The following is a 24,033-nucleotide window of genomic DNA, read 5'->3' on the forward strand; positions in this document are numbered from 1 at the left end:
CGGATCCGAAGTGGTGTAAAAAATGAAAACCTCTCCAGAGAAATTGGAGAGGTTAATCTATCGAATCTCTCATTTCTCAATACCTCATGGGTATTGCTGGAATTAGCACCTTTTCAAAATAATGAAAGGTTGCCGGGCTTCATTGGGCCAGTCCCTCCGCCACTCTTCATAAGAGTTTATATATTTTAAATTGTATAATAGATACTAACATATCAGAAAAAGGGTGTCAACAGATGTTTTCTGATATGTTAATAAGTTTTAACTGAAAATGAATTCTGGAAATAAAGAAGGAGGAAATAAAGATTGGAAATTCAGCCAACAACGATCCATATGCAGAAAAAACTGCATGATTTTTTTACTGATCACTGGGGAAGCCCCGAAATGGTTCTATCAACTGGAACGTATACTGTTACTGATCTGGATGGCTTCGTGTGCATTGATTCTGATAAAAGAATGATCGGACTAATAACATATACATTACATCAGAAAAGTTTAGAAATCATTTCATTAGACAGCTTAAAAGAGAACCGAGGATATGGGACACATCTCTTGAAAAAAGTAGAAGAAGTGGCAATTCAAAAGGGATTGCATCAAATACAAGTTATTACCACAAATGATAACTTACATGCACTTCGGTTTTACCAAAAAAGAGACTATTATATTTCACAAGTATTTCCTGGAGCAGTCATAAAGGCGAGGGAGAAAAAACCGGACATCCCACTTGTTGGCTATGCCGATATACCGATACGTGATGAAATATTGCTCATAAAACAATTATAAGACCCGTTTTACAAATTGAGAATTTAGCATAAGAATACGAATAACTTGTTCCATTTAATCATGACAACGTGTTGTTCAACATATAGTGATAATAAATCGTTGGCTTGATGGAAGGAGTGACGACGTGTTAAATTCAGATGAAATAAGCGAACTTGATCGATCCATTGATGAAATTACAGAAATTGCAAAGGGTTTTGGTCTTGATTTCTATCCAATGAGATATGAGATTTGTCCAGCTGAAATCATATATACTTTTGGGGCATACGGGATGCCAACACGATTTTCGCATTGGAGTTTTGGTAAGCAATTTTACAAAATGAAATTGCAATATGATTTGGGTTTAAGTAAAATCTATGAACTTGTTATTAATTCAAATCCATGTTATGCCTTTTTATTAAATACGAACAGTTTGATTCAAAATAAACTCATTGTAGCCCATGTTTTGGCACACTGTGACTTTTTTAAAAACAACGTTAGATTTATTAATACAAGACGAGATATGGTTGAAAGCATGAGTGCAACTGCAGAACGAATCCATAATTATGAAGAGGAATTTGGAAAAGAGCAAGTTGAACGATTTATTGATGCCGTTATTGCAATACAAGAACATGTGGATCCAAGAATTGTAAGAAAATCAGATGCTGTATCTGAAATGACGGAGGAGGTTCAAACTAAAAAGAAACTAAGGAAACCTCTATCTGAATATGAAGACCTATTATCACTAGATGATGAACAAGTTGAACATAATGAGGTGCTTGTTCCTAGGTTTCCTAAAAAGCCACAGAAGGATATTCTATTATTTATCGAGGAAAATAGTAAAGAATTAACGGATTGGCAGCGGGATATTTTAACAATGTTACGGGAAGAAATGTTGTATTTTTGGCCACAACTAGAAACCAAAATTATGAACGAAGGCTGGGCTTCATATTGGCATGCTAGAATTATGCGTGAATTAGATCTAACTTCTAATGAAGCGATTGAATTTGCGACCTTGAACGCTAACGTTGTACAACCGTCACGTCAAGGGATTAATCCCTATTACTTAGGTGTTAAACTATTTGAAGATATTGAAGAACGCTATAACCATCCAACAGAAGAAATGAAACGGATGGGGATAAAAGAAAATTCGGGTCGAGACAAAATTTTTGAAGTAAGGGAACTAGAATCAGATCAATCTTTTATTCGAAATTACTTAACAAAAAGTCTCGTTGACCGAGAGGACCTATTTTTATTTGAAAGAAAAGGAAACGAATACAAAATTACAAGTAAAGAGTGGAAGAATGTACGTGATCAACTCGTATCGATGAGAGTGAATGGTGGGTTTCCTTATATTGTTGTTGAAAATGGGGATTACAAAAGAAATGGTGAACTATACCTTAAACATCGCTACGAAGGTACAGAGCTTGATGTTAAGTATTTAGAAGGCGTACTTAATTATATTTTACAATTATGGGGAAGACCGGTACACATTGAAACTGTAATAGAAGATCATCCCGTTTTATTTAGTTGTGACAGCAATCAGAAAGTGAATCGGAAACGGCTTGATTAATAAGAGTTTAACAGATTTTCGAAAAAATTCCCCTTCTTCAAGCCTATGAAGGGCGAACCTCCATGGTAAGGAGGGGTTATGCACCACCTTCTGACGGACAGTTTAAAAAAGCTGTTCGTTTTTTGTGTACGGTCATTTAAATTTTTAACGATCAGGGGTGTGGTAGATGGATTGCTTAGTGTAACATTTTGTAAAAAGTAAAATTACTGACCTATTAAGAGAACATTTAAGTTATAATGGAAGATGGAAAAAATGTAGAATGTTGCAATTGAACGACTGGAGGTTTATCAAGATGAGTATTTTAGTTCTTGGTGGAGCTGGGTATGTAGGCTCTCACGCTGTGTATCAATTAATTGATAAAGGTTATGATGTGGTTGTTGTAGATAATTTACAAACAGGTCACAGAGACGCTATTCATCCTAAGGCTACTTTTTATGAGGGTGATATACGTAACAAAGATTTTCTTACTTCGGTCTTTCAAAAAGAAAAACTAGCAGGAGTCATTCACTTTGCAGCCAATTCACTGGTTGGTGAATCTATGGAAAAACCATTGATGTATTTTAACAATAATGTTTACGGTGCTCAAATCTTGCTTGAGGTGATGCAAGAATTTGGGGTAAAGGCGATTGTTTTTTCTTCAACGGCCGCAACATACGGTGAACCTGAAGTCGTTCCAATCACGGAAAGCATGAAAACCGAACCGACTAATACGTATGGTGAAACTAAACTTACAATGGAAAAAATGATGAAATGGTGCGACAAGGCATACGGGATAAAATATGTTGCTTTACGCTATTTCAATGTTGCTGGAGCGAGAAAAACTGGGGAGATAGGAGAAGATCATCATCCAGAAACTCACCTTATTCCTATCGTTTTGCAGGTTGCACTCGGACAACGAGAAAAGGTATCGATATATGGTGATGATTATAATACACAAGATGGTACATGTATTCGCGATTACATTCATATAGAGGACCTCATCTCAGCACATATTTTAGCCCTAAATTATCTTCTAGACGGTGGAGATAGTAATGTATTCAATTTAGGCAGCAGTGCGGGATTCTCTGTTAAAGAGATTATTGAAGAAGCACGTAAAGTGACTGAACACCAAATTCCTGCAGTCATAGGACCAAGACGTGCTGGAGACCCAAGTACGTTAATTGCTTCTTCTGATAAAGCAAAGAAAGTCCTGAATTGGAATCCAACCCATACATCTATTCCTGAAATATTAACAGATGCTTGGAATTGGCATAAAAATCACCCAGAAGGCTATGGGGATAAATAAGTTAAAAAAACGACTATCAAAGGCATTATTGGGAGAATCCAAGAAAATGAACCCAATAATGCTTTTTTTACTGGATAAGATAACTATGTAAGAATCGATTATCTTTGGTGAGTCAAGATAATAATTAACACGCCGACCAGACAAATTGCTCCACCTAACCAATCGTAGAAATCGGGCGTCTTTTTCTCAATCCACCATCCCCATAAGAGGGCCATAACAATAAATATCCCCCCATATGTAGCATAGACTCGACCGAAAGAAGTAAAAGCCTGGAAGGTTGCTATTATACCATACAGAACCATCATTATACCTCCAATGATCCCAATGTATAGGGGAGCCCCTTCACGAACACAAAGCCAGATAAGATAGCCACCCCCAATTTCAAAAAAGCCAGCTAAAATAAAAATAAAAATGATAGACAAAAGATCATAACCTTTCCTTGAGTATGTACGAGTTTATAATCCATTTTAATATTTTTTGAAAAATTATTCTAAATGTGGTAATATATACATGGTTGAATGAATCCCCATCTTAAAAAAACTCAACAGTTCTTTAACAAATCATAACATTGATGACATTGAATTGTAACAATTCTATGTTAGTATAATAACTGTGAAAGAATATTGTGACTTTTTGTAGGCTATTTCAAATTTATTGATTAGGATTGACAAAATTTGAAAAAGCGTGTAATGTTATTAATTGACCTAATGTGAATTTAAAAACTTAATTTAAGTAAACTAAGTTGGATGCTATCTATAAAAGGAATGAATTAGGATGGTTGAAAAAAGTATTATCTATGTGGACTAATTGTATTGGCGCGGTCAAGGAACCGCATGAGTGGAAGAGAGGCAGGGCTTTCAGCGTTTTAGTGTTAATATGGTGTTTATATTAGGTCCAAAATAATGCTTAATGTTTTTAATTTATATATTATAAAGAGTGATCAACTGGTTTTGGTACTTTTTATAATATGTGAATTTTTATTATTAGAGGTTGTTCAAAAAGTCACCAAATGATAAGCTGCGAATTTCGGCACCGCCTTGATCTTCTTGCTTCTAATTTGTCACCTTTTTGAACATGCACTATTATGGATAAAACATGAGCATATTTAAAATTTTTAGGAGGTTTTCTCTAAATGCAAACAGGTACAGTAAAATGGTTTAATGCAGAAAAAGGTTTTGGTTTTATCGAAATCGAAGAAGGTAACGATGTATTCGTTCACTTCAGCGCTATCCAAGGTGACGGTTTCAAATCGTTAGAAGAAGGACAAAGTGTTGAATTCGAAGTTGTCGAAGGAAACCGCGGACCTCAAGCAGCTAACGTTACTAAATTATAATATATAATTTATATAAAACAGTAGCCTAAAAAATCATACGGCATCTAAATGTTAGACATAGCTAACAATTAGGTGCCGTTTTTATGTATAAAAGTTTTAAGGATATAACAATAAGAAAGGTTATGCTTCTGTCTGTTCATCATTGACCATTTGGATGTGTCAAACGATATTTTCCTTGACGGAATGTTTAATGAATAGTATCATTTTTATAAGAGTAAATGGATAATCGATTTCTATTAGATAATAGGTTGCTTTAGCATATCGTTAATATAAAAAATTGGCTGTATGAAAAAGTAAGCCTATAAAAATAGAGATAAAAAATTGTATCCTTATTTGGTAAGGAACATAATCCTATATAAAAGGTAGACTATTTAAAAGACTACACGTGAGTTAGTTAATAGTAAACCGACAATTTTCCAGATTTAATGATTTTAATTGATCATTAAAATTTGAAATTGTCGGTTTTTTGCTTTATATAAATACAAATGATATTCATTAGAGGGAAAACTCTAGAAATTGTAGCTCGTTGTTTTTAGTTTTTATTCATTTTTTAAAGGGGAGGGGAAGCTAGATGATAAATAACCTTGACTTTATTTCACTACCAACATTATTTTTTATATTGCTGACATTTTCTGTACTAAGTGGCTTGATTTTATTATACCCAAGAATTCCTTTAGGTTTTGTTCGTTTTCATACAGGCATCATTATATTGCCACCAATAATCGCTCTATTCGCACTTATCTTTAACAATGAAAGAACGATGTTTGGTCCCTTTCGTCTTGATTCTTTATCATGGCTCTTGGCGATGTTTGTCCTTACTATCGGTTTTATTGTACAACGTTATTCTATTCGTTATTTATTCGGTGATCGAAATTATCGAAAATATTTTGCCTTACTAACGCTTACTACAGTCGTCGATTCAGTTGCCTGGATGAGTGACGACCTTCGCTTTCTGTTGATATGCTGGGGCGCTACCCTCTTGGGACTGACCTTACTTATCAGGTTAAAAAAGGAATGGCGAGTGGCTAGAAAATCAGCAAACCTTTCTGGTCTATTGTTTGCCCTTAGTTGGCTTAGCCTATTATTTGCCATCATTTGGCTCTCGCAAGCAACAGGACACTGGCGGTTGCTGCATATACTCACTGAAGATAGCCTAGCTCAACTTGCCTCATGGGAGAAAACGTGTATCAATCTATTGCTAATTGGCGCCGTCGTCATTCCGGCTGCACAATGGCCCCTTCAACGCTGGTTATTAGAATCAGTCGTTGCTCCAACACCCATTTCGGCAGTCATGCATGCAGGTATCGTGAATGCTGGTGGCATAATCTTGACTTGTTTTGCACCCCTTTTTAGTGGCAATATTGCCCAAATAATTCTGCTTGTTTTGTCGAGTATTTCAGTCTTAATAGGTACTGGAATCATGTTGGTTCAAGTTGACTATAAACGGCAACTCGTGGGGTCTACAATAGCACAGATGGGTTTCATGCTGATTCAGTGTGCCTTAGGTGCTTATGTAGCAGCCATTACTCATGCTGTTTTACATGGTCTTTTTAAATCTACTCTTTTCTTACGTGCAGGTACCGTGATCACGACCGAAAAATCAGTATCTAAGAGATCAACCCAATCCTCCACGTTTTTATGGGTCATTGCTGGAGGTGTTTTAGGCACTTTAATAGGTATTGCATTCTGGCTAACTTCTCATGGAGAAGTTTATCAATTTATTAGTGCTGTCATTTTGGGGTGGTCTGTATCGATTGCTTGGAAGCAATTCATGGCTTTTGGAAAAGGGCCCATTAGTCGACTGGTTGGATTTTTACTATTTGCCGGTACTTCAATCGTATTTAGCGTCATTCATAACGCTTTTTATAATCTTTTACATGGTGCAGTTAATCAAGGAGTACAGCCGCCTATATCAGCAGCGATTTGGCTTCTGCTGATCTTGCTTTTAGGGCATATTATAGGTGCCTGGTTATCTCACAATCGCTCGACCGTTGCCTATGCGGTTATTTATTTATGGCTCCTACGATTGAGTGAGCCTCAGAATGGTTCGGTCGAAAGTCATCCAAAGTATCTGACACAATCACGGGACTCGAGGAGGTATGTTCGATGAATACAACATTACACCAGGAAAATGTGCGTAATTTCCTTAGACATGACATGGATGAATTGGTGAAATCGGCTAGCAACGTTATAGCACCATTTGGTCCTATCAATAAATTTGGGGCACGTACCCCGTGGTCTGGCCTGGAAGATCGGTCATTTGAACAAGTAGCACGCAAGTTGAAGGACATTTGTGACGTGGAAATATACCCAAACGATTCGGTGATTCAGTCTGCGTGGAATCGAGGCGAGATTAATCAGGACCTTTTGGAAAGCCGTCTTAGGCACTGGCTTGATTTACAGGATCTAGAGATCTCGCGTGATGTTGCGGAGCAGTTCTGCTGGGCAACTCTAATGCAAGAAGAGCGACCTTCAAACGTAGTGAACGATCCAAAATTAAAGAGTCTGGCAAAAAAATTAAGTCATTTTAAATTCCAGATGACAGAGACCTATTCTGTAAGAACCTATAGTCAACGTTTGGAGCTATTGGGCGGAGCGCGGGTAGCTCATGATCTCAATCGTCATATGATTAAGTGGTGTAAATTATTTTTGGATGAATCACAAGCCGTTTGGTCAATGCCCAATCGTAAAGAAGGCTTTTACCAGGCTTGGCGGCGCATTGCTCGGCATGACCCAGCGCTTAACCGCATGACACGCAAACAGATCAGTACATTACCAAAAGATGCTGACCATGCATTAAAGGAGGCATTACAGTTACTAGAAGTCCCTTATGAAGAGATCCAAGGCTATTTGGAAGCTCATTTACTTGCCTTGCCAGGTTGGGCTGGAATGCTGCTTTGGCGTTCGCAGCATCGGGCTGAAGAACGTTCTTTGCTATCTGACTATTTGGCTATACGACTATCCTTAGAACTTATCTTAGTTAAACCTTTTCTTCACTTGACTGAGCAAAGAAGTGAGGATAAAGTGGTTTTAGAACCCTTAATCGCTTCTTGGGTCCACTTTGGGAACCTGCCAATCGGTGCATGGCCTGAGCTCTCTTCTGCAGAACAAAAAGCACGATTGATATTGGCTTTTCGTTTTGATAAAATTGTTCGCAATCAGCTTTGGTTGGAAGCATGGGAAATGACATACGAAGATCAATTGAAGAAGATGATCACATCAAAACAAATGACAGAAGTAGAAAGCGTAAAACCTATAGCCGCACAATTTGCCTTTTGTATTGATGTGCGTTCAGAACTTTTTCGACGTAAACTTGAAAAAGCAGGTCCATTTGCAACTTTCGGAACGGCTGGCTTTTTCGGATTACCCATTGAAACGAACGAGTTAGGCTGTATGCATGGTCATAGCTCCTTGCCTGTTATGAAAAAGCCACAGTTCAAAATAAAAGAATATTTGCCTGAACTTGAATTAAAACAATATGAAGAACGGGAACAGACAGATTATTCAATCAGCAGCATGTTTAAGTCGATGAAAAATAATATGCTTGCGAGCCTTGTCCTTCCTGAAGTTAGCGGTCCTTGGCTTAGCTTGCAAACCTTGGCTCGCAGCATTGCTCCTCGCACGTCAGGCCGGGTTTTCCGTAAAATTCGAAAAACGTGGTTACGAAAACCTTCTACTGAACTCTCGCTCGATCATGTGCACACATCGGACACGGAGTTGCCGATTGGATTCACGGGAGAACAGAAAGTTTATTATGCTCGTCAGGCATTAAAAATGATGGGTCTGACAGATCATTTTAGTCCTTTAGTTGTCATTTGTGGTCATGGAAGTCAAAGTACGAACAACCCATATGCTTCTTCATTGGATTGCGGTGCTTGCGGCGGAGCTTCAAGTGGATTCAATGCGCGGGTACTGGCAACCTTGTGTAATCTTCAGACGGTAAGACGAGCACTCGCCGATGAAGGTATTTCGATTCCTAAAGAGACTGTTTTCGTAGCTGCTGAGCATATTACAACACTTGACGAGTTACACTGGCTTTATGTTCCTGAACTTTCAGATGCTGCGGAGAAATCATTTAGACTTGTTGAAAAGACAATGCCAAAAGTGAGTGAAGAAGCAAATGCCGAGCGAATTTTAAAATTACCAAATATTAACTCATCCCACAAAAACCCAAAACGTGAGGCGGAGCGATTAGCAGAAGACTGGAGTGAGATACGTCCGGAATGGGGGTTGGCACGTAATGCTTCGTTTATCATCGGAGATCGCGAGCTTACCAAAGAGTGTAATTTAAATGAGAGATCATTTCTCCATAACTATAATTGGAAAAAGGATTTGAATGGTGATCTACTTGCCGCTATTATTGCTGGGCCTGGAACGGTTGCCCAATGGATTAACCTGCAATATTACGCATCTACGGTTGCCCCACATTATTATGGAAGTGGAAGTAAAACGACCCAAACTGTGACTTCCGGTATCGGAGTCATGCAAGGGAACTCCAGTGACTTATTAACTGGACTTCCTTGGCAGTCCGTGATGCAATCGGATCAAGAAGCTTATCATGCTCCTCTACGTTTGTTGGTTGTCATCCAAGCACCAAACAAGTATGTGAAACGGTTGCTAGATCATGACAAAGCCTTTCATCAAAAAGTCCACAATGGCTGGATTCGACTAGCATCTATTGATCCTGAAGGAAACTGGATAAGTTGGTCTTAACTTACTTTCCCAGAAAACCTTCCAAAAAAATATAATTACAAAAATATAGATGACTTACTTTTTAAAAAGGAAAAGGACTTTATTATGGATAAATCAAAAGGAATCATCGAAGCTGAAATAAGTAAAGCTTTAACTCAATGGGAAAAAAGTTATCTTGGACGCGGCTCATTATCTGTTAAATCAGACATTTTAAGAGATATGATTATTGTTACGTTACGTGGGATCCTAACCCCTGCTGAATACACAGTATGCGAAAAAGATAAAGAAGGATTACTATCAGTAAAAAGAAATCGGAATAGTTTGGTCGAGTCAGGTCTAGAAGAGCTAAAGAAAATAATATTAACATTAACAGATCAAGAAGTCATTAGTTTTCACACTGATATAAGTACACATACAGGTGAACGCGTTATGGTCTTTAAACTTTCCAATAACTTGCAAAACAAATTATCGTAAAACAGCCTTTTTCACCAGAATAAGAAAAGTTATCTTTTATTCTAGATAGAAATTCAAGCCTTTTTTTTATTGAGACGTTGTTAATCACTCGTCTAAGCCCTATACACCTATGTAATAGCACAAAACAACAGGTGTTCTTATAGGGCCTCTTTGTTTTTTAGTTAAAGGCTACTTGTATTCACCCCCTTAATAAGCTCAGATCTATTGTGATTTAAATACAAATATTTTCCATGATGTTTTTAGGCATAATAATATTGGTTTGAAACACAATAGTAGTACAAGGGAGGTGAAAGACATGGCAAACAACAGTAATCAATTACTTGTCCCAGGTGTTGAACAAGCACTTGATCAAATGAAAGCTGAAATCGCAAGTGAATTTGGTGTTAATCTTGGCGCTGACACGACTTCTCGAGCTAACGGTTCCGTTGGTGGTGAAATCACAAAACGTCTTGTTGCACAAGCTCAATCACAACTTGGCGGTTCTACTAAATAATAATATTGAAATGGCTAAAGGAAGCAGAAATCTCTGCTTCCTTCCTTCTATATTCTTTCTTCTGATTCAGCGTCAAAGAAATGTACTTTATTCATATCGAGTGCGAGTAATAGGTTGTCTCCAATTGATGGATTGTTTCTTGCATCAATTTTTGCAATAATATCATGCCCTTGGAGTTTGGCATAAAGGATACTTTCAGATCCCATAAGTTCAACTACATCAATCGTCACGGTAAAGGAAGAGTTTTCTGAGGCTTTAATAAAAAGAGGTTCATCATGAATATCTTCTGGACGAATACCTAAAATCACATTTTTTCCTACATAATTTTTTTCCCGTAGTATTTTCATTTTTCCTTCTGGAATGGGTATGGATAATTGACCAATTTCAAAATGCTGATCTGTCAGTTTTACAGGTATAAAATTCATGGCGGGTGACCCTATGAAACCACCTACAAAAACATTAACAGGAAAATCATACACATCCTTTGGTGAACCTACCTGTTGGATAATACCATCTTTCATAATAACGATACGTGTTGCCATCGTCATAGCTTCAGTTTGGTCATGTGTAACATAGATGGTCGTCGTATTTAATCTTTGGTGTAATTTTGCAATTTCCGTTCTCATTTGAACACGTAATTTGGCATCCAAGTTCGAAAGAGGTTCATCCATTAAAAATACTTTCGGATGACGAACAATCGCACGTCCAAGGGCCACACGTTGTCTTTGTCCACCTGATAATGCTTTTGGTTTCCGTTGTAGGTATTCTTCTAGGCCTAAGATACGAGCGGCTTCCTTCACTCGTGTATCAATCTCTTCTTTTTTGTATTTTCGGAGTTTTAAACCAAAAGCCATATTATCATAGACACTCATGTGTGGATATAAGGCATAGTTTTGAAATACCATGGCAATGTCTCGATCTTTAGGGGGAATGTTATTGACCAGTTCATTACCAATGTATAACTCGCCTTCAGTTATTTCTTCAAGACCCGCGATCATTCTGAGTGTGGTTGATTTTCCGCAGCCTGAAGGACCTACAAAAACAATAAATTCTTTATCATCAATTTCTAAGTTAAAGTCTTTAACGGATAACGTGTCACTATTCTCATATTTTTTATTAATATGCTTTAATAAAATTTCAGCCATATCTTACGCCTCCTGATATATAGTGAAAGACTTACTCTATTGTAATGATAACGCTTACATTTTACTATTGTCATTTTGCATAAAAAAAGAAACTTATTTTTGTTCAATTTTTACTTTTGCTCCAGTTAAATAATCAAGACAAAGTGAAATAGTTACTGCATCTTGGAAATTTCTAGGGTCAAGTTGAGTGACATCAAAAAAACGTTGGAGACGATAAGATAGGCTATTACGATGTATGAATAACGTTTTTGAAGCTGTTGTCATATTAAAACCATGATGTAAAAATACTTTGACACTGTGGATAACTTCTTGATCCAAAGTTGATATTGCCAAACATAGATCGTCAAATAATGTCTTTACAATCGTCGACTCACAAAAATGAAGTAAAGCTAAACTGAATGTATGGTAAAAGTGAAAATATTTCTGCTCTGGTTTTTGGCTCATTGCAAGTTTAAACAGTTGTGATTGCTGAGCATATTTTTCATAGAGAAGATCTGTCTTGATAAGTGGTGTAGCCATAATTTTGATATCGGCAAAAAGATCGCTTGCAATAGTATCTACAATTTCTCTAGGCGTTTCGAGCTCTTGTGAGTTGAGCAGGATAATTCCATCAGTTTCTGTTTTCCAAACGATACTGACTATTTGATGTCCTAAGAAAGCTTCTATGGCCTCTTTAAAATCATCCTTACCTTCTAGTAGATGATCAAAATGATAATGGATAAGCGACACAGAGGGATAACGTGATAAATTCTTAGCTATATATGTATTTTTTTTATTATGAAAAATATAGTTTGACCACGATTGTTGTTCGAACGTCATTTGAGTGCTTGAAGCCATGTTATAGGGGGAAAAAGACAACAGAAGAAGTTGATATTCACTCTCCGAAACCCTCTCTTTTTTTATTCCAAATCTTTCATGATTTTTTTTGTCTTGAAACCAAATATAGTCTTCGGGATTATGAACAAGGTGATCGATTTTAATAACATCTTGGCCATATAGCTTCTTTATGATTTCCATCAATTTAACTCGCTCCCTTGAACTAAAAGTCTTTTTTATTAAAAATTCACAAGTATCACTTTATTTTATTATAGAAGTTATTAGGTTACATGACAAATAGAATAAGATCGCTTCAGTTCCAAGAAGATTATCCATTCAAGGATGAACATATTTGTCGTTTGTGTTAGGGTTATATAGATGATATCTAATATACGAGGAGGTAGGGGTATGGCAACTACTTATGATATTGCTTATGATTTAGAAAAACAAATCAGAGAAAGCGATGAATATGAACAATTAAAACAAGCGTACCAAACTGTAAATGAACATGATGAAGCTAAAAAATTATTTGATGAGTTTCGTCAGTTACAATTAGATTTACAACAAAAACAAATGTCAGGTGAAGCAATTTCTGAAGAGGAAGCAAAGAATGCTGAAACGTCTTTCCAAAACATTCAGCAACACAAAGAAATAACAGACCTTATGTCAGCTGAACAACGAATGAGTTTATTGATTAATGATCTGAATCAGATTATTACTAAGCCACTTCAAGAACTTTATGGGACACTTGGAGAGGAAAACAAGTAAAACCAGCATTTTATAATGGGTATCTTTTTATGGATGCCCGTTTTTTAGTTGATAAAAGAATCCTTCTGAATTAGCATCGTCTCCAGAATAAAAGTCCATGCTTTGGTTCTATTGTGAAAGATAAGCCCATATATTGTGAGTAGAAGACGGACTTTTAAAGGGGGATTAATCTTGGTATATCGCTTACTAGTTTTAGACATCGACGGTACCCTTTTACGAAGCAATCATAAGTTGGATAGACAAACGAAAGAAGCTATAGCTTTTGCTAAAAGAAAAGGGGTTGCAGTAACTCTTGTATCGGATCGTCATTTTCACTCAGCAGCAAAAGTTGCCAAAGCTTTGAAGCTAAACCATCCAATCATTGCACATAATGGGGCATTTGTCTCATCATCCATTGATCATCCACTTTACACAAGTAAAATTGAGCATGGCGTGTTAATGCAGTTAGTAGAATTCTTAGAAACGTATCCTTACCATATTCAAATCTCTCATGAACGATTATCAATCAGTAATCGTCCCAAACAAAAGAATTTGATCGCAAAAATGACCATCGGGATGAGTGAACCACTTTTTTATCCTGTTACTTACGTGGATTCATTAAGCCAATACCTACTCGAAAATTTCGAGAGTGCAACTGATGTAAAAGTGACTCTAGATTCGAAAGACAGTGAAGAGGTTATTGAATCATTAAAAGATTTCTTTCCTTCAATCGATATCAAAAAAGTATCGAATAATCAGCTCTTATTAACCAACCATCAAACGTCTCGATTTGATGCTCTTGTCCATTTAACGTCCCACCTTGGGATATCATTAGCTGAAACAGTCGCTGTGGGCGATGGACTAGAGGACTTAGAATTAATTGAAAAATGCGGACTTGGCGTAGCGATGAATAATGCCCCAAAAGTCGTGAAAGAGCGTGCTGATTGGATAACTCGATCGAATGATATGAATGGTGTTGCTTATATGGTGAAAGAGGTATTTCGTAAACAATTACGTGTTAGTTTATAATAGGAAGTTAGTACATGAAATATTAGTATATTAAAAGAATATGAAAGACAGGGGTCTAGCTGATCCCTGTTTTTTTATGGATTTAAAGAGGCAGTTCATCACGTACATAAAGTTAAAGTAAGGCCCATTTACACATTAATGTAAATATTATCTTGAATGAACAATCGTATTGTATACTTAAGAAAAATATAGAAGGAAATAGAGGCTTTGTTAAAGAATCAGGTTAATACACACTATTTTTGACAATTCGTGTGAATCATGGCCACACACACTTTTCAGCCATGCTGATAGGCTGCATAAAGAAGAAAATTTTATCAATAGATAGAGGGATTCAATTGAGTACAAAAGATATTATTAAAGAAGCCGAGTTATATGTTAAAAATGAATTGAAAAAGGACCATACGGGTCATGATTGGTGGCACATCGATCGTGTAAGAAATATGGCTATGCGAATTGCCGAGGAAGAGCAAGCGAACTTATTTATTTGTGAAATGGCTTCTCTCCTTCATGATATAGCCGATGAAAAATTAAATGCTAGTGAATCAGAAGGGATTCAGAAAGTCAGTCATTGGCTTATTGAACATCATGTCGATGAAAAAACAAAAAAACACATTATGATGATCATTACGCAGATGTCTTTCAAGGGTGGAAACAGACCTCCTATGACGAGCATTGAAGGAAAGGTCGTTCAGGATGCAGATCGATTAGATGCCATGGGCGCCATTGGTATTGCAAGAGCTTTGACATTTGGAGGGGCCAAAAGTAGAGTCCTCTATGATCCCTCCATACAGCCCCGTTACGAATTAAACGAACGTAATTATCGTTCAAATGACCAGACGACCTTAAATCACTTTTATGAAAAATTATTTAAATTAAAAGATAGAATGAACACACGTTTAGGTAAAAAAATGGCCATTAAACGCCATGAACGGTTAGAAAGATTTGTACATGAATTTCTTGAGGAATGGGAAGGTCTAAGCTAAATTGACCTTGATAAAAATAAAGGTTGATAGACTGCTTTATGAGTAAGTTCAATTAATAGTCTGTGATCATACATAAATATTTATAAGAACGTGTGATCGTCTTTTTAATATGCTAAAATAAAGGAAATGGAAAAAAAGGGGGTTTCCCACATGATTCGGTTTATTCATACAGCAGATCTTCACCTAGATCGTCCGTTTGTTGGCCTTTCTCATTTACCAAATAAAATTTATCATAGAATGAGGGAAAGTACGTTTACTGCTTTCGATACGATCATTAAGAAGGCGATTGAAACAAAAGTAGATTTTATTATTATAGCTGGAGATATCTTTGATGGCAGTCACCGAAGTTTTAAAGCCCAGAATCGTTTTATTACAGGAATGAGAAAACTGCATCAAGCTGGAATTCATGTCTATCTTTCTTATGGCAATCATGATCATTTAAATGATGATTGGAATCGTCTGTCTTTTCCAGATAATGTCCATGTATTTCCTCCTGAAGTAAAGAGATTTACGTTTAGCAAAGCGGGAGACAACCGTTGTGATCTATATGGTTTTAGCTATAAAGAAAAACATATACAAAATAATATGATCCCTTTTTACCCCGAAAAAGAGGGCTCTCACTACCATATAGGCATCCTTCACGGAGCAGAAAAAGAACCATCTAATGAGAATCATTATGCCCCTTTTTTAACGTCAGAACTTATTGATTTACACTATGATTACTGGGCTTTAGGGCATATTCATAAAAGAGAGAAACTATCCCTAAACCATGACATTTGGTATCCAGGAAACATTCAAGGCCTGTCAAAAAAGGAAACTGGAGTTAAGGGAGCTTCATTAGTTGAAATGGATCATACGCATGTTCATACATCCTTTTTTCCAACATCAGATGTTGTTTGGGATGAAGCAAACTTAAATATAGAGAGAACAGAAAAAATTGATCGAGTCATCCATCAAATTGATCAATTAAAGGATGAAAAACGAAGCCAAACCAACGGGACTCTACTAACTCTATATATAGAAGGATCTACCTCTCTTCTGCAGGGACGAGATGTAGATGAGAAAATCGAAGAGTTACTCGAGTCCGTTCGGGACGAAGAAGAGGAACGTGATGACTTTGTTTGGATCGTATCCATTATAAATCAAACAGATCCATTGTGGGATATTGATGAATTAAAGCAAAATAATTACTTTATTGGGGATGTACTAAAAGAGATTGATTCTATTAATATGGGATCTGCTTTATCGATTCTCTATCATCATCATTTAGGTAAGCGCTATTTGGGTAACATAACGGATGAAGTAAGACAAAGTATCAAACATGAGGCAGAAAAATTAATTGTACAAGCACTATATAAAGGTTAGATACAGTTAGGAGGGGAAACGATGAAAATAAGGGAAATTCAAATTCAACAGTTTGGGCAATTTGATCATAAGATATATCAATTCCCAAGCCATCCTTTTCTTATTATTTATGGACCCAATGAGGCTGGAAAATCAACACTTTTTGAGGTCATAAAAGCCGTTTTGTTTGGATTTCCATCAAAAAATCATCTCTCAAATTATTTAAAAGATAAAGATATTAAAAGGCTTAGTGGTTCTCTGAAAATCGAAACAAAAGAAGGTATGAGGACCTATACAAGAGATTATAAAACCAATGAATTTCTAAAAACTTACATAGAGCAAATTGGACATGAAATTGACGAAATACCTGGGTTTAAAGGTGTTGATCGAACTTTCTTTGAATCTATCTTTTGTTTTAATTTAGATGGTCTTAGAGATTTACATCAAGTAAAAACCGAAGACTTGAATCAATTTTTGTTTAATGCAGGAATGATGGGCAGCACAGAATTATCCGAATTAGAGCAAAAGTTATCTAAGAAACGAGATGAACTATATAAACGCGCTGGAAGGAAACCGGAGATTAATCAATTATTAATCGAAAGACACCATAAAGAACAACAACGAAAACAATTAGAAAAAAGCAGAAAAACGTTTAGTGAACTTCAAAATAGGATAAAGGCGGCGAAGGAATATCAGGAAAATTTGAAAGCCAAAAAGCGCCAAATTTATATCCGTTTAGAAGAATACAAGCTTTCTAAAACGCTACATCCATTACTTGTATCCTACCATTATTTAAAGAATGAAGAAAAGATTTATCAGCCTAAGCACCCCTTTCCCGAACAAGGTATTGAACGATTTGAAAAATGGAAAACAAAATTTGTGGCTTTTGAAGGTGAATGTGCGGAAATTAACGAGAAAATGAAACAATTAAAACAAGAGATGAACACAATTAAGATAGATGATTCTCTTTTATCCATGGAGGAAAGGATTGTAACGCTTTTGAAATCCACCTCAAAATATGAGCATACTTGTGAGCAAATTTCTAGCCTGAATGATACTATCACCGATGAGAAACAGCAGATTGAAGAAAATCTTCGCATTCTTGGCCCAGACTGGTCACTTGATCGAATTCGTCAGGTAAATACAAATCTAGAGACGAAGCAAGACATGAAACGGTTGCTTCATGAAAGACATAGAGCAATAGAAGATGTTGCGTATTATGAAAAAATAGTTGCCCAGAGATCCGAAGAATTACAACAGATCAAAGGTCGGATTGAACAAGGAAAAAGTCAACTCATGCACACCACAGAACGGGAAATGATGGAAAGAGAAATACAGCGCATTAAAAATGATCAAGATCTGTTAAAAGAAAAAGAATGGCTAGAACAAAACAGTCAAATTCTCCAACATGATCATCAACAGAACGGATTAAAGAATAAAGGCTCAATGAGCACTAGTTTAGGCGTTTTTTTATCTCTGTTAGTTGGGGGCCTTCTTTTTCTAGTTGATCATGTTGTAGGTATGGTGGCTTTAGCACTTGGGATAATCTTTAGCATCTGTGCCTCTTTTTTGATGAAAAAACCATCAAGTAGAAAAGATGAACCTGATAAAATAACACAAAGATTGAATGAGATTATCGCCATTTTAAATGAAGAACCAGAGATCAAATCAAGTTACGAAGAACTAAGTCATAAGCTTGAAAAAGATCGGCAACTTGCCATGATGCAAGAGATGGAACAAAAACAATATGAGACGGTAAAAAAGAAATATGACGTTTCCCTTTTTAAACTAAATCAAGCGATGAACACAGTTGATAAAGCTGATCAAGCGTTTAATGAATGGCTTAAGAATCACGGATTTCCATCCATCCCTTTAAGTCTAATAGATGAAAGTTTTCAAGTGATTCAAGAAACTCAAAAGGCTTTGAATCGAATAAGCTACTTAAATATGAAAATAGATCAAAGAATGCAGGAGAAAAAGGCCTATGAAGCTACAAAAGATGAGATTTTTAACAGTCTAGCGTTAAATGCAGATACTGAGCAACTCGAACAAAAACTGAAGACAGAAAAGGAAAAGAAAGAGAAACTAAACAACTATCAACAACAATATCACCTCTTCTTTCAGCAGAAGAAAAGCTTAAAAGAAAAAGTGATAACCTACCAAAAAGAATGTCAATACCTGTTAGAATTAGCTTGTGTTGAAGATGAAGAAAACTTTCGTTTAGAAGCGAAACGGCATGATAAATATCATGAACTACAGAAAAAAATCAGCGAACGATATGAGCAAATATTGAATAGTGTTGGAAGCAAAGAAAAAGCGGAAAACTATATAAGTGAACCCATAGAGGACATTTATGATGCAAAAAAAGAACAAGATGAAATAGCCTCATTAGAGGAAATTGAGTTAGAAGAGGAAAGATTAAATCGTCAATTAATTGATGACTTGTCTCGTGCACAAAGCCTTGAACAAGATGAACGATATGATGATGTCGTCTATGATATAGCTAGATTAGATAGCAATTTACAGGAAAAATCTAGGAAATGGGCCATATATCAATTGGCTTTAACGAGTTTAAATAAAGTGAAAGAAGAATACCGTAAGACAAAATTACCTAAAGTATTGAGAGCAGCAGAAACGTATTTTAGTAAAATGACAAATCAAATCTACACAGCTGTATTTCTACATACAGAACGGGGATTTATTGTCCGAGATTCTAAAGGCAATGAATATGAGGTTAGTCAATTAAGCAGAGGCACAAGTGAGCAACTGTATTTATCTATTAGACTAGCTCTAGCCTCTATTGTTGAAACGAAAGAAGCTTTACCTATTATTATCGATGATAGTCTAGTCAATTTCGATCAGGAGAGACGATCACAAGTCTTATCGGTACTAACAGAAGTATCAAAAAAACATCAAGTTATATTATTTACATGTCATAAGGAATGGCGTCATGAGGTTTCTGAATCAAGCTTCATTTCACTCGATTTAGCACAAAAAAAGATTGAAGATCCTGTCATCAAAACGGTGTGAATAATAGGCTAACTAGAGGAATTAGATTTTTTCATGTTATAATTTAAACACTCGCTTAACTAACCTTCTGAGATGGGTTTACCCCGTGAGTTTAATCATTCTTAATTTAATATTATTTAAGAATCATAGGTTATGTTATAACTTGGAAAAGATTTTTTAGGATGTGATAGAAATGAATCAAATGACTTTTAAAATTAATTTAGTTGAAGATGAAGAGAAACTGTCTTCTATTTTAAAGGCCTATATGGTAAAAGAAGGATGGGAGGTTTCAGTCTTCCATACGGCGGAAGAAGCTATAAAATACTTACACAACGGTGTACATCTTTGGATTCTAGATATTATGCTTCCAGGCATGTCTGGTTATGATCTCATAAAGAAAATTAAAGAAAACCACTCGGATCAACCTGTCATTTTTATTTCGGCACGAGATCAAGACTTAGATAAAATTATCGGTTTAGAAATGGGAAGCGATGATTATTTAACTAAACCTTTTTTACCAAAAGAACTTGTCATACGAGCAAAAAAATTGCTCCATCGAGTGTATGGACAAGGTACCCGTTCAAATACCATTATAATTTCGAAATATACCCTTGATATTCATAAACGGAAAGTGTTTGATGACGATGGTGAGCTTATTGAACTGACATCGAAAGAATTCGATGTTCTCTTATTTTTGGTTGAAAACATAAACGTTTCTAAATCAAGACAAGATATTTTACACGAAGTTTGGGGAAAAGATTATGTCGGTTCTGATCGAGCCGTTGATGATGTGATTAGACGTATCCGAAGAAAATTATGCAGACTCTCATTAGAAACCGTCTACGGGGCGGGGTATCGGGTTGTGTCATAAATGAAATGGACCATCACACTTTCACAAAGGATATGGATATCTTTCGCGATTCTTATTGTTCTTATTGGTTTAATTATTGCATTTGTCTACCCATTTTATATTCAAGAGACGCTCATAGATGATACCTTTTCTACGATCGAACAAGAACAGTGGACTATTCTGCATCATCAAAATCCGAATGATTATTCAGGTAATCCAGAGCTGGAAGGCAATGAAAATCAGCAAACCACACGAACAATTTTAAACCGTGTTGTACTCAAAGACGCCGAAATCCCTGAAAATGATTCCGTATTAAAAACGATGATGCTTCAAGCGAAAGATCAAAAAAAGGAAAGTAAACGATATCAATTAACCTTAAAAGGCACCACTCTTTTCTACGTCATTAGAAAAATAGAAGTCAATACGGAGAGTGGATACCTCATTTCGTATACATGGGATACGTACACCCAGATTATGATGCATAAATTATGGTCTAGACTGTTGTTTATTTTTATATTAGCAGGCATCTTTAGTTTGTTTATTGCCGCTTGGCTTGCTCGTTATTTAAAACGACCACTAAATATTCTTGGGCGACATTTTGATGAGATTGCGCATTTTAATTGGCAAAAGCCTTTTGAATGGAAAAATAATGATGAATTTGGCCAGCTATCCGCCCAATTTGAGCGGATGCGTGTTAATTTAATACGCTATGATGAATCTCAAAAATACTTTTTGCAGCAAGCTTCACATGAACTTAAGACCCCAATTATGATTATCCAGAGTTATGCACAATCTGCAAAAGATGGTATCTACCCACAAGGGGATTTAGATGATACGATGGATGTCATTATTAACGAAGCTTCACAAATGGAGAAAAGAGTAAGAAAACTTATTTATTATGCAAAAGTCGATTCTTTGAGAGAAAAAGCACCTGTTTTTACACGCGTTGTTTTTGGTGATCTTGCTAATGAATTAAAAGAGCGCTTCGCTACACAGCGTCCCTCTGTCAAGATACATGTTGAGGGTGAAAAGAATGAGTGGTATGTGGACGAAGAACAATGGAGGATCTTATTAGAAAATCTTCTTGAAAATGCGCTTCGTTATGCAAAAGAAAACGTTTGGCTAACGACGGAAAGCACCGATTTATATACTAGACTGATTGTGAAAAATGATGGCAATTCTATTCCTGATGATGAAATGATGAATCTCTTTGAGCCTTTTAGAAAAGGAAAACAAGGACAATTTGGGTTAGGATTATCCATCGTGAAACGAATTGTAGATCGACATTCGGGTACCATTTCTATTCAAAATGAACAACCAAATGGAGTTGCTTTTATTGTTACAATCAGCCATAAACAAACGAGCAAATGGTTAAATAAATAAAATAGAGGAGGAATCATGTGTGAGCGGAATTAGTTCATTTAATGAAGGAGACAAGGTGAATCAATTTGTTCTTATAAAATCTGTCACTAAGGGAACTACGTCAACGGGGAAGCCGTTTCTAACCTTGATATTACAAGACCGTACGGGTGAAATTGATGCCAAACTTTGGGATTGTTCAGAGCAAGATATCGTTGATTATGCTGCTGATAAAATTGTGAAGATACATGGCGAAATAACCCTATATCGTGGTAAAAAGCAATTGCGTCTTCATGCGATCCGTTTAACGAATGAACAAGACAACATAAAGAAATCCAGTCTTATTATGTCAGCCCCTGTAAGTATTGAAGACATGGTTGAAAGTATAACCAAATATGTGTTTGAGATTAAAAATCCTAATTTACAGAGATTGACTAGGGCCTTGCTAAAAAAACATCATGAAGCATTTTTTGAATTCCCGGCTGCCGTTCGGAACCATCATGAGTTTATGTCGGGACTCGCTTATCATGTTGTATCAATGCTTAAATTGGCTGAATCTGTAGCGAAGTTATACCCATCTCTAGACACTGATTTACTTTATTCAGGGATTATTCTTCACGATATGGGAAAAGTCATTGAACTTTCAGGACCAACAGCGACAAGTTACACATTAGAAGGTAAGCTTCTCGGGCATATAACGATCATGGTCAATGAAATTGGCGATATGGCAAGACAATTAGAACTCGATGGAGAAGAACTTGTTATTCTACAACATATCGTCTTAAGCCATCACTCGAAGCCAGAGTGGGGAAGCCCCAAACCGCCCTTAATTAAAGAGGCCGAGATTATTCATATGTTAGATAATTTGGATGCTAAAATGAATATGATGGATCGCGCTCTTGAAAAAGTAAAGCCGGGTGAATTCACAGAGCGATTGTTTGCCCTGGATCAACGTGCCCTTTACCGCCCAAAGACGATTTCTATAAGTAGTCAAATGCAACCCGAACGGAATTGACAAGCTATTCATAATCTGGTCCCCTAAGGCATATAGTAGAGTAACAAATTAATATGGAGGGACTACTGATGAAACGGACAAAACGGTCACTATTCTTGATTGGGGTTATTTTAACTCTATTCGTTTTACAGCAATTTCATCTACTTGGGTCTATGATAGAGCAAATCGAAACTCTTCCATGGTGGGGGATCATGGTTGTTTTAGGAATAATATTTAGCGGGTATCAAGCCTTTACTTTATCACGAAAAGATAAAGAAATTGATGATAAGTGGGTTGAAGAGCAAGGTCATGTCTATATTGAAAGAATGGAAATGGAGAAAGCCAAACGCAAAACAAATGAAGCAACGGATGCGATACATTAAGCATCCGTTGTTTCTTGTTATGTTCAGAGATGACACTGACCACTCTATCTTTCATTCTTTAGATATTAATAGAAATAAGCTCGTTCGGGTGCACACTTTACATAAATTCGAAGAAAGAGAATAATAGGTATTGTATGCGTAATAAATGAAAAGTGGAGGGTGTCTAGTGAGTCATATATTGATTATTAATGGTTATCAAACTTATGGTGAACCTAAGGGTAAATTGAATGAAACACTCGCAGATGAAATGGAACGATTACTCAAGGGAAAGCATGAAATTAAACGAACTAATATTGATAAAGGCTATAAGATTAGTGACGAGCAAGAGAAGTTTGTTTGGGCAGATACGATTATCTTCCAAACACCAGTTTATTGGTTTAATGTACCTGGCTTATTGAAAACGTATATTGATGAAGTTTACAGATCTGGAATTTTCTTCTCTGGTAGAGGTGAATATGGACGCGGGGGATTGTTTAAGGATAAACATTATATGCTATCAACAACCTGGAATGCTCCAAGAGAGGCATTTCAAAATGAAACGGCCTTTTTAGGTGGTAAAACAGTCGATGACATTTTCTTAGGATTTCACAAAACCCAAGAGTTCGTAGGTATGAAAAAGTTAGAAACATTCACAGTACATGATGTTGTTCATCACCCACAAATCGACATTTACTTAGAGGAATTGAAGAAACATTTAGAGATCACCATAAAATAACCGTTTTAATCACACGAATCTACCCCATTTTTATAAAAATAAGATAAAAAAAT

At 36.2% G+C, this 24,033-nt stretch carries 21 protein-coding genes and 1 riboswitch; of the genes, 18 read left to right on the forward strand and 3 right to left on the reverse strand.

What is annotated here, in order from left to right; translation table 11 throughout:
* Positions 1–66: 66 nt before the first annotated feature.
* Positions 67–175, reverse strand: a riboswitch (SAM riboswitch).
* Between the two features lie 128 nt (positions 176–303).
* The 3 genes from GMB86_RS00325 (at position 304) to galE (ending at position 3,614) form a co-directional block, all read left to right on the forward strand.
* A complete protein-coding gene (locus tag GMB86_RS00325) occupies positions 304–780 on the forward strand; it encodes a GNAT family N-acetyltransferase (protein WP_408033820.1) in 477 nt (158 codons plus the stop codon).
* 124 nt (positions 781–904) lie between these two features.
* A complete protein-coding gene (locus tag GMB86_RS00330) occupies positions 905–2,329 on the forward strand; it encodes a SpoVR family protein (protein WP_329602680.1) in 1,425 nt (474 codons plus the stop codon).
* A 292-nt stretch (positions 2,330–2,621) separates the two neighbouring features.
* Positions 2,622–3,614 (forward strand): UDP-glucose 4-epimerase GalE, encoded by a 993-nt coding sequence (galE, locus tag GMB86_RS00335; RefSeq protein WP_155215664.1) that lies wholly within the window; start codon positions 2,622–2,624, stop codon positions 3,612–3,614.
* Between the two features lie 98 nt (positions 3,615–3,712).
* Here galE and GMB86_RS00340 read toward each other — a convergent pair whose 3' ends face one another.
* Positions 3,713–4,036, reverse strand: a complete 324-nt coding sequence (locus tag GMB86_RS00340) for a YnfA family protein (protein ID WP_155215666.1) — start codon at positions 4,034–4,036, stop codon at positions 3,713–3,715.
* A 710-nt stretch (positions 4,037–4,746) separates the two neighbouring features.
* Here GMB86_RS00340 and GMB86_RS00345 point away from each other — a divergent pair.
* The 5 genes from GMB86_RS00345 to GMB86_RS00365 all read left to right on the forward strand — a co-directional run bounded on the left by GMB86_RS00345 (position 4,747) and on the right by GMB86_RS00365 (position 10,606).
* Complete coding sequence (locus GMB86_RS00345; RefSeq protein WP_155215668.1) at positions 4,747–4,947, forward strand: cold-shock protein; 201 nt, start codon at positions 4,747–4,749, stop codon at positions 4,945–4,947.
* A 571-nt stretch (positions 4,948–5,518) separates the two neighbouring features.
* Positions 5,519–7,057: an NADH dehydrogenase subunit 5 gene (locus tag GMB86_RS00350; protein WP_155215670.1), complete on the forward strand. Its 1,539-nt coding sequence runs from the start codon at positions 5,519–5,521 to the stop codon at positions 7,055–7,057.
* Positions 7,054–9,660, forward strand: coding sequence for a DUF2309 domain-containing protein (locus GMB86_RS00355; protein WP_155215672.1), 2,607 nt, complete (start codon positions 7,054–7,056; stop codon positions 9,658–9,660). Before GMB86_RS00350 ends, GMB86_RS00355 begins: the two co-directional genes overlap by 4 nt.
* An 84-nt stretch (positions 9,661–9,744) precedes the next feature.
* Positions 9,745–10,113 carry a DUF2294 domain-containing protein gene (locus GMB86_RS00360; protein ID WP_155215674.1) on the forward strand — a complete coding sequence of 123 codons (369 nt, stop codon included), beginning with the start codon at positions 9,745–9,747 and terminating at the stop codon, positions 10,111–10,113.
* 295 nt (positions 10,114–10,408) lie between these two features.
* A complete protein-coding gene (locus tag GMB86_RS00365) occupies positions 10,409–10,606 on the forward strand; it encodes an alpha/beta-type small acid-soluble spore protein (RefSeq protein ID WP_155215676.1) in 198 nt (65 codons plus the stop codon).
* Between the two features lie 47 nt (positions 10,607–10,653).
* On the opposite strand, the gene GMB86_RS00370 is transcribed toward GMB86_RS00365, so the two are convergent.
* Positions 10,654–11,751 (reverse strand): ABC transporter ATP-binding protein, encoded by a 1,098-nt coding sequence (locus tag GMB86_RS00370; RefSeq protein WP_155215678.1) that lies wholly within the window; start codon positions 11,749–11,751, stop codon positions 10,654–10,656.
* Between the two features lie 93 nt (positions 11,752–11,844).
* The gene (locus tag GMB86_RS00375; protein WP_230458944.1) at positions 11,845–12,768 is read right to left on the reverse strand and encodes a helix-turn-helix domain-containing protein; all 924 of its coding nucleotides are present in this window, start codon (positions 12,766–12,768) and stop codon (positions 11,845–11,847) included.
* Between the two features lie 207 nt (positions 12,769–12,975).
* On the opposite strand from GMB86_RS00375, the gene GMB86_RS00380 reads away from it, so the two are divergent.
* The 10 genes from GMB86_RS00380 to GMB86_RS00425 all read left to right on the forward strand — a co-directional run bounded on the left by GMB86_RS00380 (position 12,976) and on the right by GMB86_RS00425 (position 23,980).
* Positions 12,976–13,335 (forward strand): YlbF family regulator, encoded by a 360-nt coding sequence (locus GMB86_RS00380; protein WP_155215681.1) that lies wholly within the window; start codon positions 12,976–12,978, stop codon positions 13,333–13,335.
* Positions 13,336–13,506: 171 nt separating this feature from the next.
* Positions 13,507–14,343 carry a Cof-type HAD-IIB family hydrolase gene (locus GMB86_RS00385; protein ID WP_155215683.1) on the forward strand — a complete coding sequence of 279 codons (837 nt, stop codon included), beginning with the start codon at positions 13,507–13,509 and terminating at the stop codon, positions 14,341–14,343.
* A gap of 335 nt (positions 14,344–14,678) precedes the next feature.
* On the forward strand, positions 14,679–15,326 hold the full coding sequence (locus GMB86_RS00390) for an HD domain-containing protein (protein WP_155215685.1): 648 nt from the start codon (positions 14,679–14,681) through the stop codon (positions 15,324–15,326).
* A gap of 150 nt (positions 15,327–15,476) precedes the next feature.
* Complete coding sequence (locus tag GMB86_RS00395; RefSeq protein ID WP_196220076.1) at positions 15,477–16,691, forward strand: metallophosphoesterase family protein; 1,215 nt, start codon at positions 15,477–15,479, stop codon at positions 16,689–16,691.
* Between the two features lie 21 nt (positions 16,692–16,712).
* Positions 16,713–19,700 carry an ATP-binding protein gene (locus GMB86_RS00400; RefSeq protein WP_155215689.1) on the forward strand — a complete coding sequence of 996 codons (2,988 nt, stop codon included), beginning with the start codon at positions 16,713–16,715 and terminating at the stop codon, positions 19,698–19,700.
* 172 nt (positions 19,701–19,872) lie between these two features.
* A complete protein-coding gene (locus tag GMB86_RS00405) occupies positions 19,873–20,550 on the forward strand; it encodes a response regulator transcription factor (protein WP_155215691.1) in 678 nt (225 codons plus the stop codon).
* Positions 20,551–21,912, forward strand: coding sequence for a HAMP domain-containing sensor histidine kinase (locus GMB86_RS00410; RefSeq protein ID WP_155215693.1), 1,362 nt, complete (start codon positions 20,551–20,553; stop codon positions 21,910–21,912).
* 19 nt (positions 21,913–21,931) lie between these two features.
* Positions 21,932–22,903 (forward strand): 3'-5' exoribonuclease YhaM, encoded by a 972-nt coding sequence (yhaM, locus tag GMB86_RS00415; RefSeq protein WP_329602681.1) that lies wholly within the window; start codon positions 21,932–21,934, stop codon positions 22,901–22,903.
* Positions 22,904–22,971: 68 nt separating this feature from the next.
* The gene (locus GMB86_RS00420) at positions 22,972–23,265 is read left to right on the forward strand and encodes a sporulation YhaL family protein (protein ID WP_155215695.1); all 294 of its coding nucleotides are present in this window, start codon (positions 22,972–22,974) and stop codon (positions 23,263–23,265) included.
* A gap of 166 nt (positions 23,266–23,431) precedes the next feature.
* Positions 23,432–23,980, forward strand: a complete 549-nt coding sequence (locus GMB86_RS00425) for an NAD(P)H-dependent oxidoreductase (protein ID WP_329602682.1) — start codon at positions 23,432–23,434, stop codon at positions 23,978–23,980.
* Positions 23,981–24,033: the final 53 nt, after the last annotated feature.

The organism is Terrilactibacillus tamarindi, from assembly GCF_009718825.1.
In the GTDB taxonomy this organism is placed as follows: Bacteria; Bacillota; Bacilli; order Bacillales; family Sporolactobacillaceae; genus Terrilactibacillus; species Terrilactibacillus tamarindi.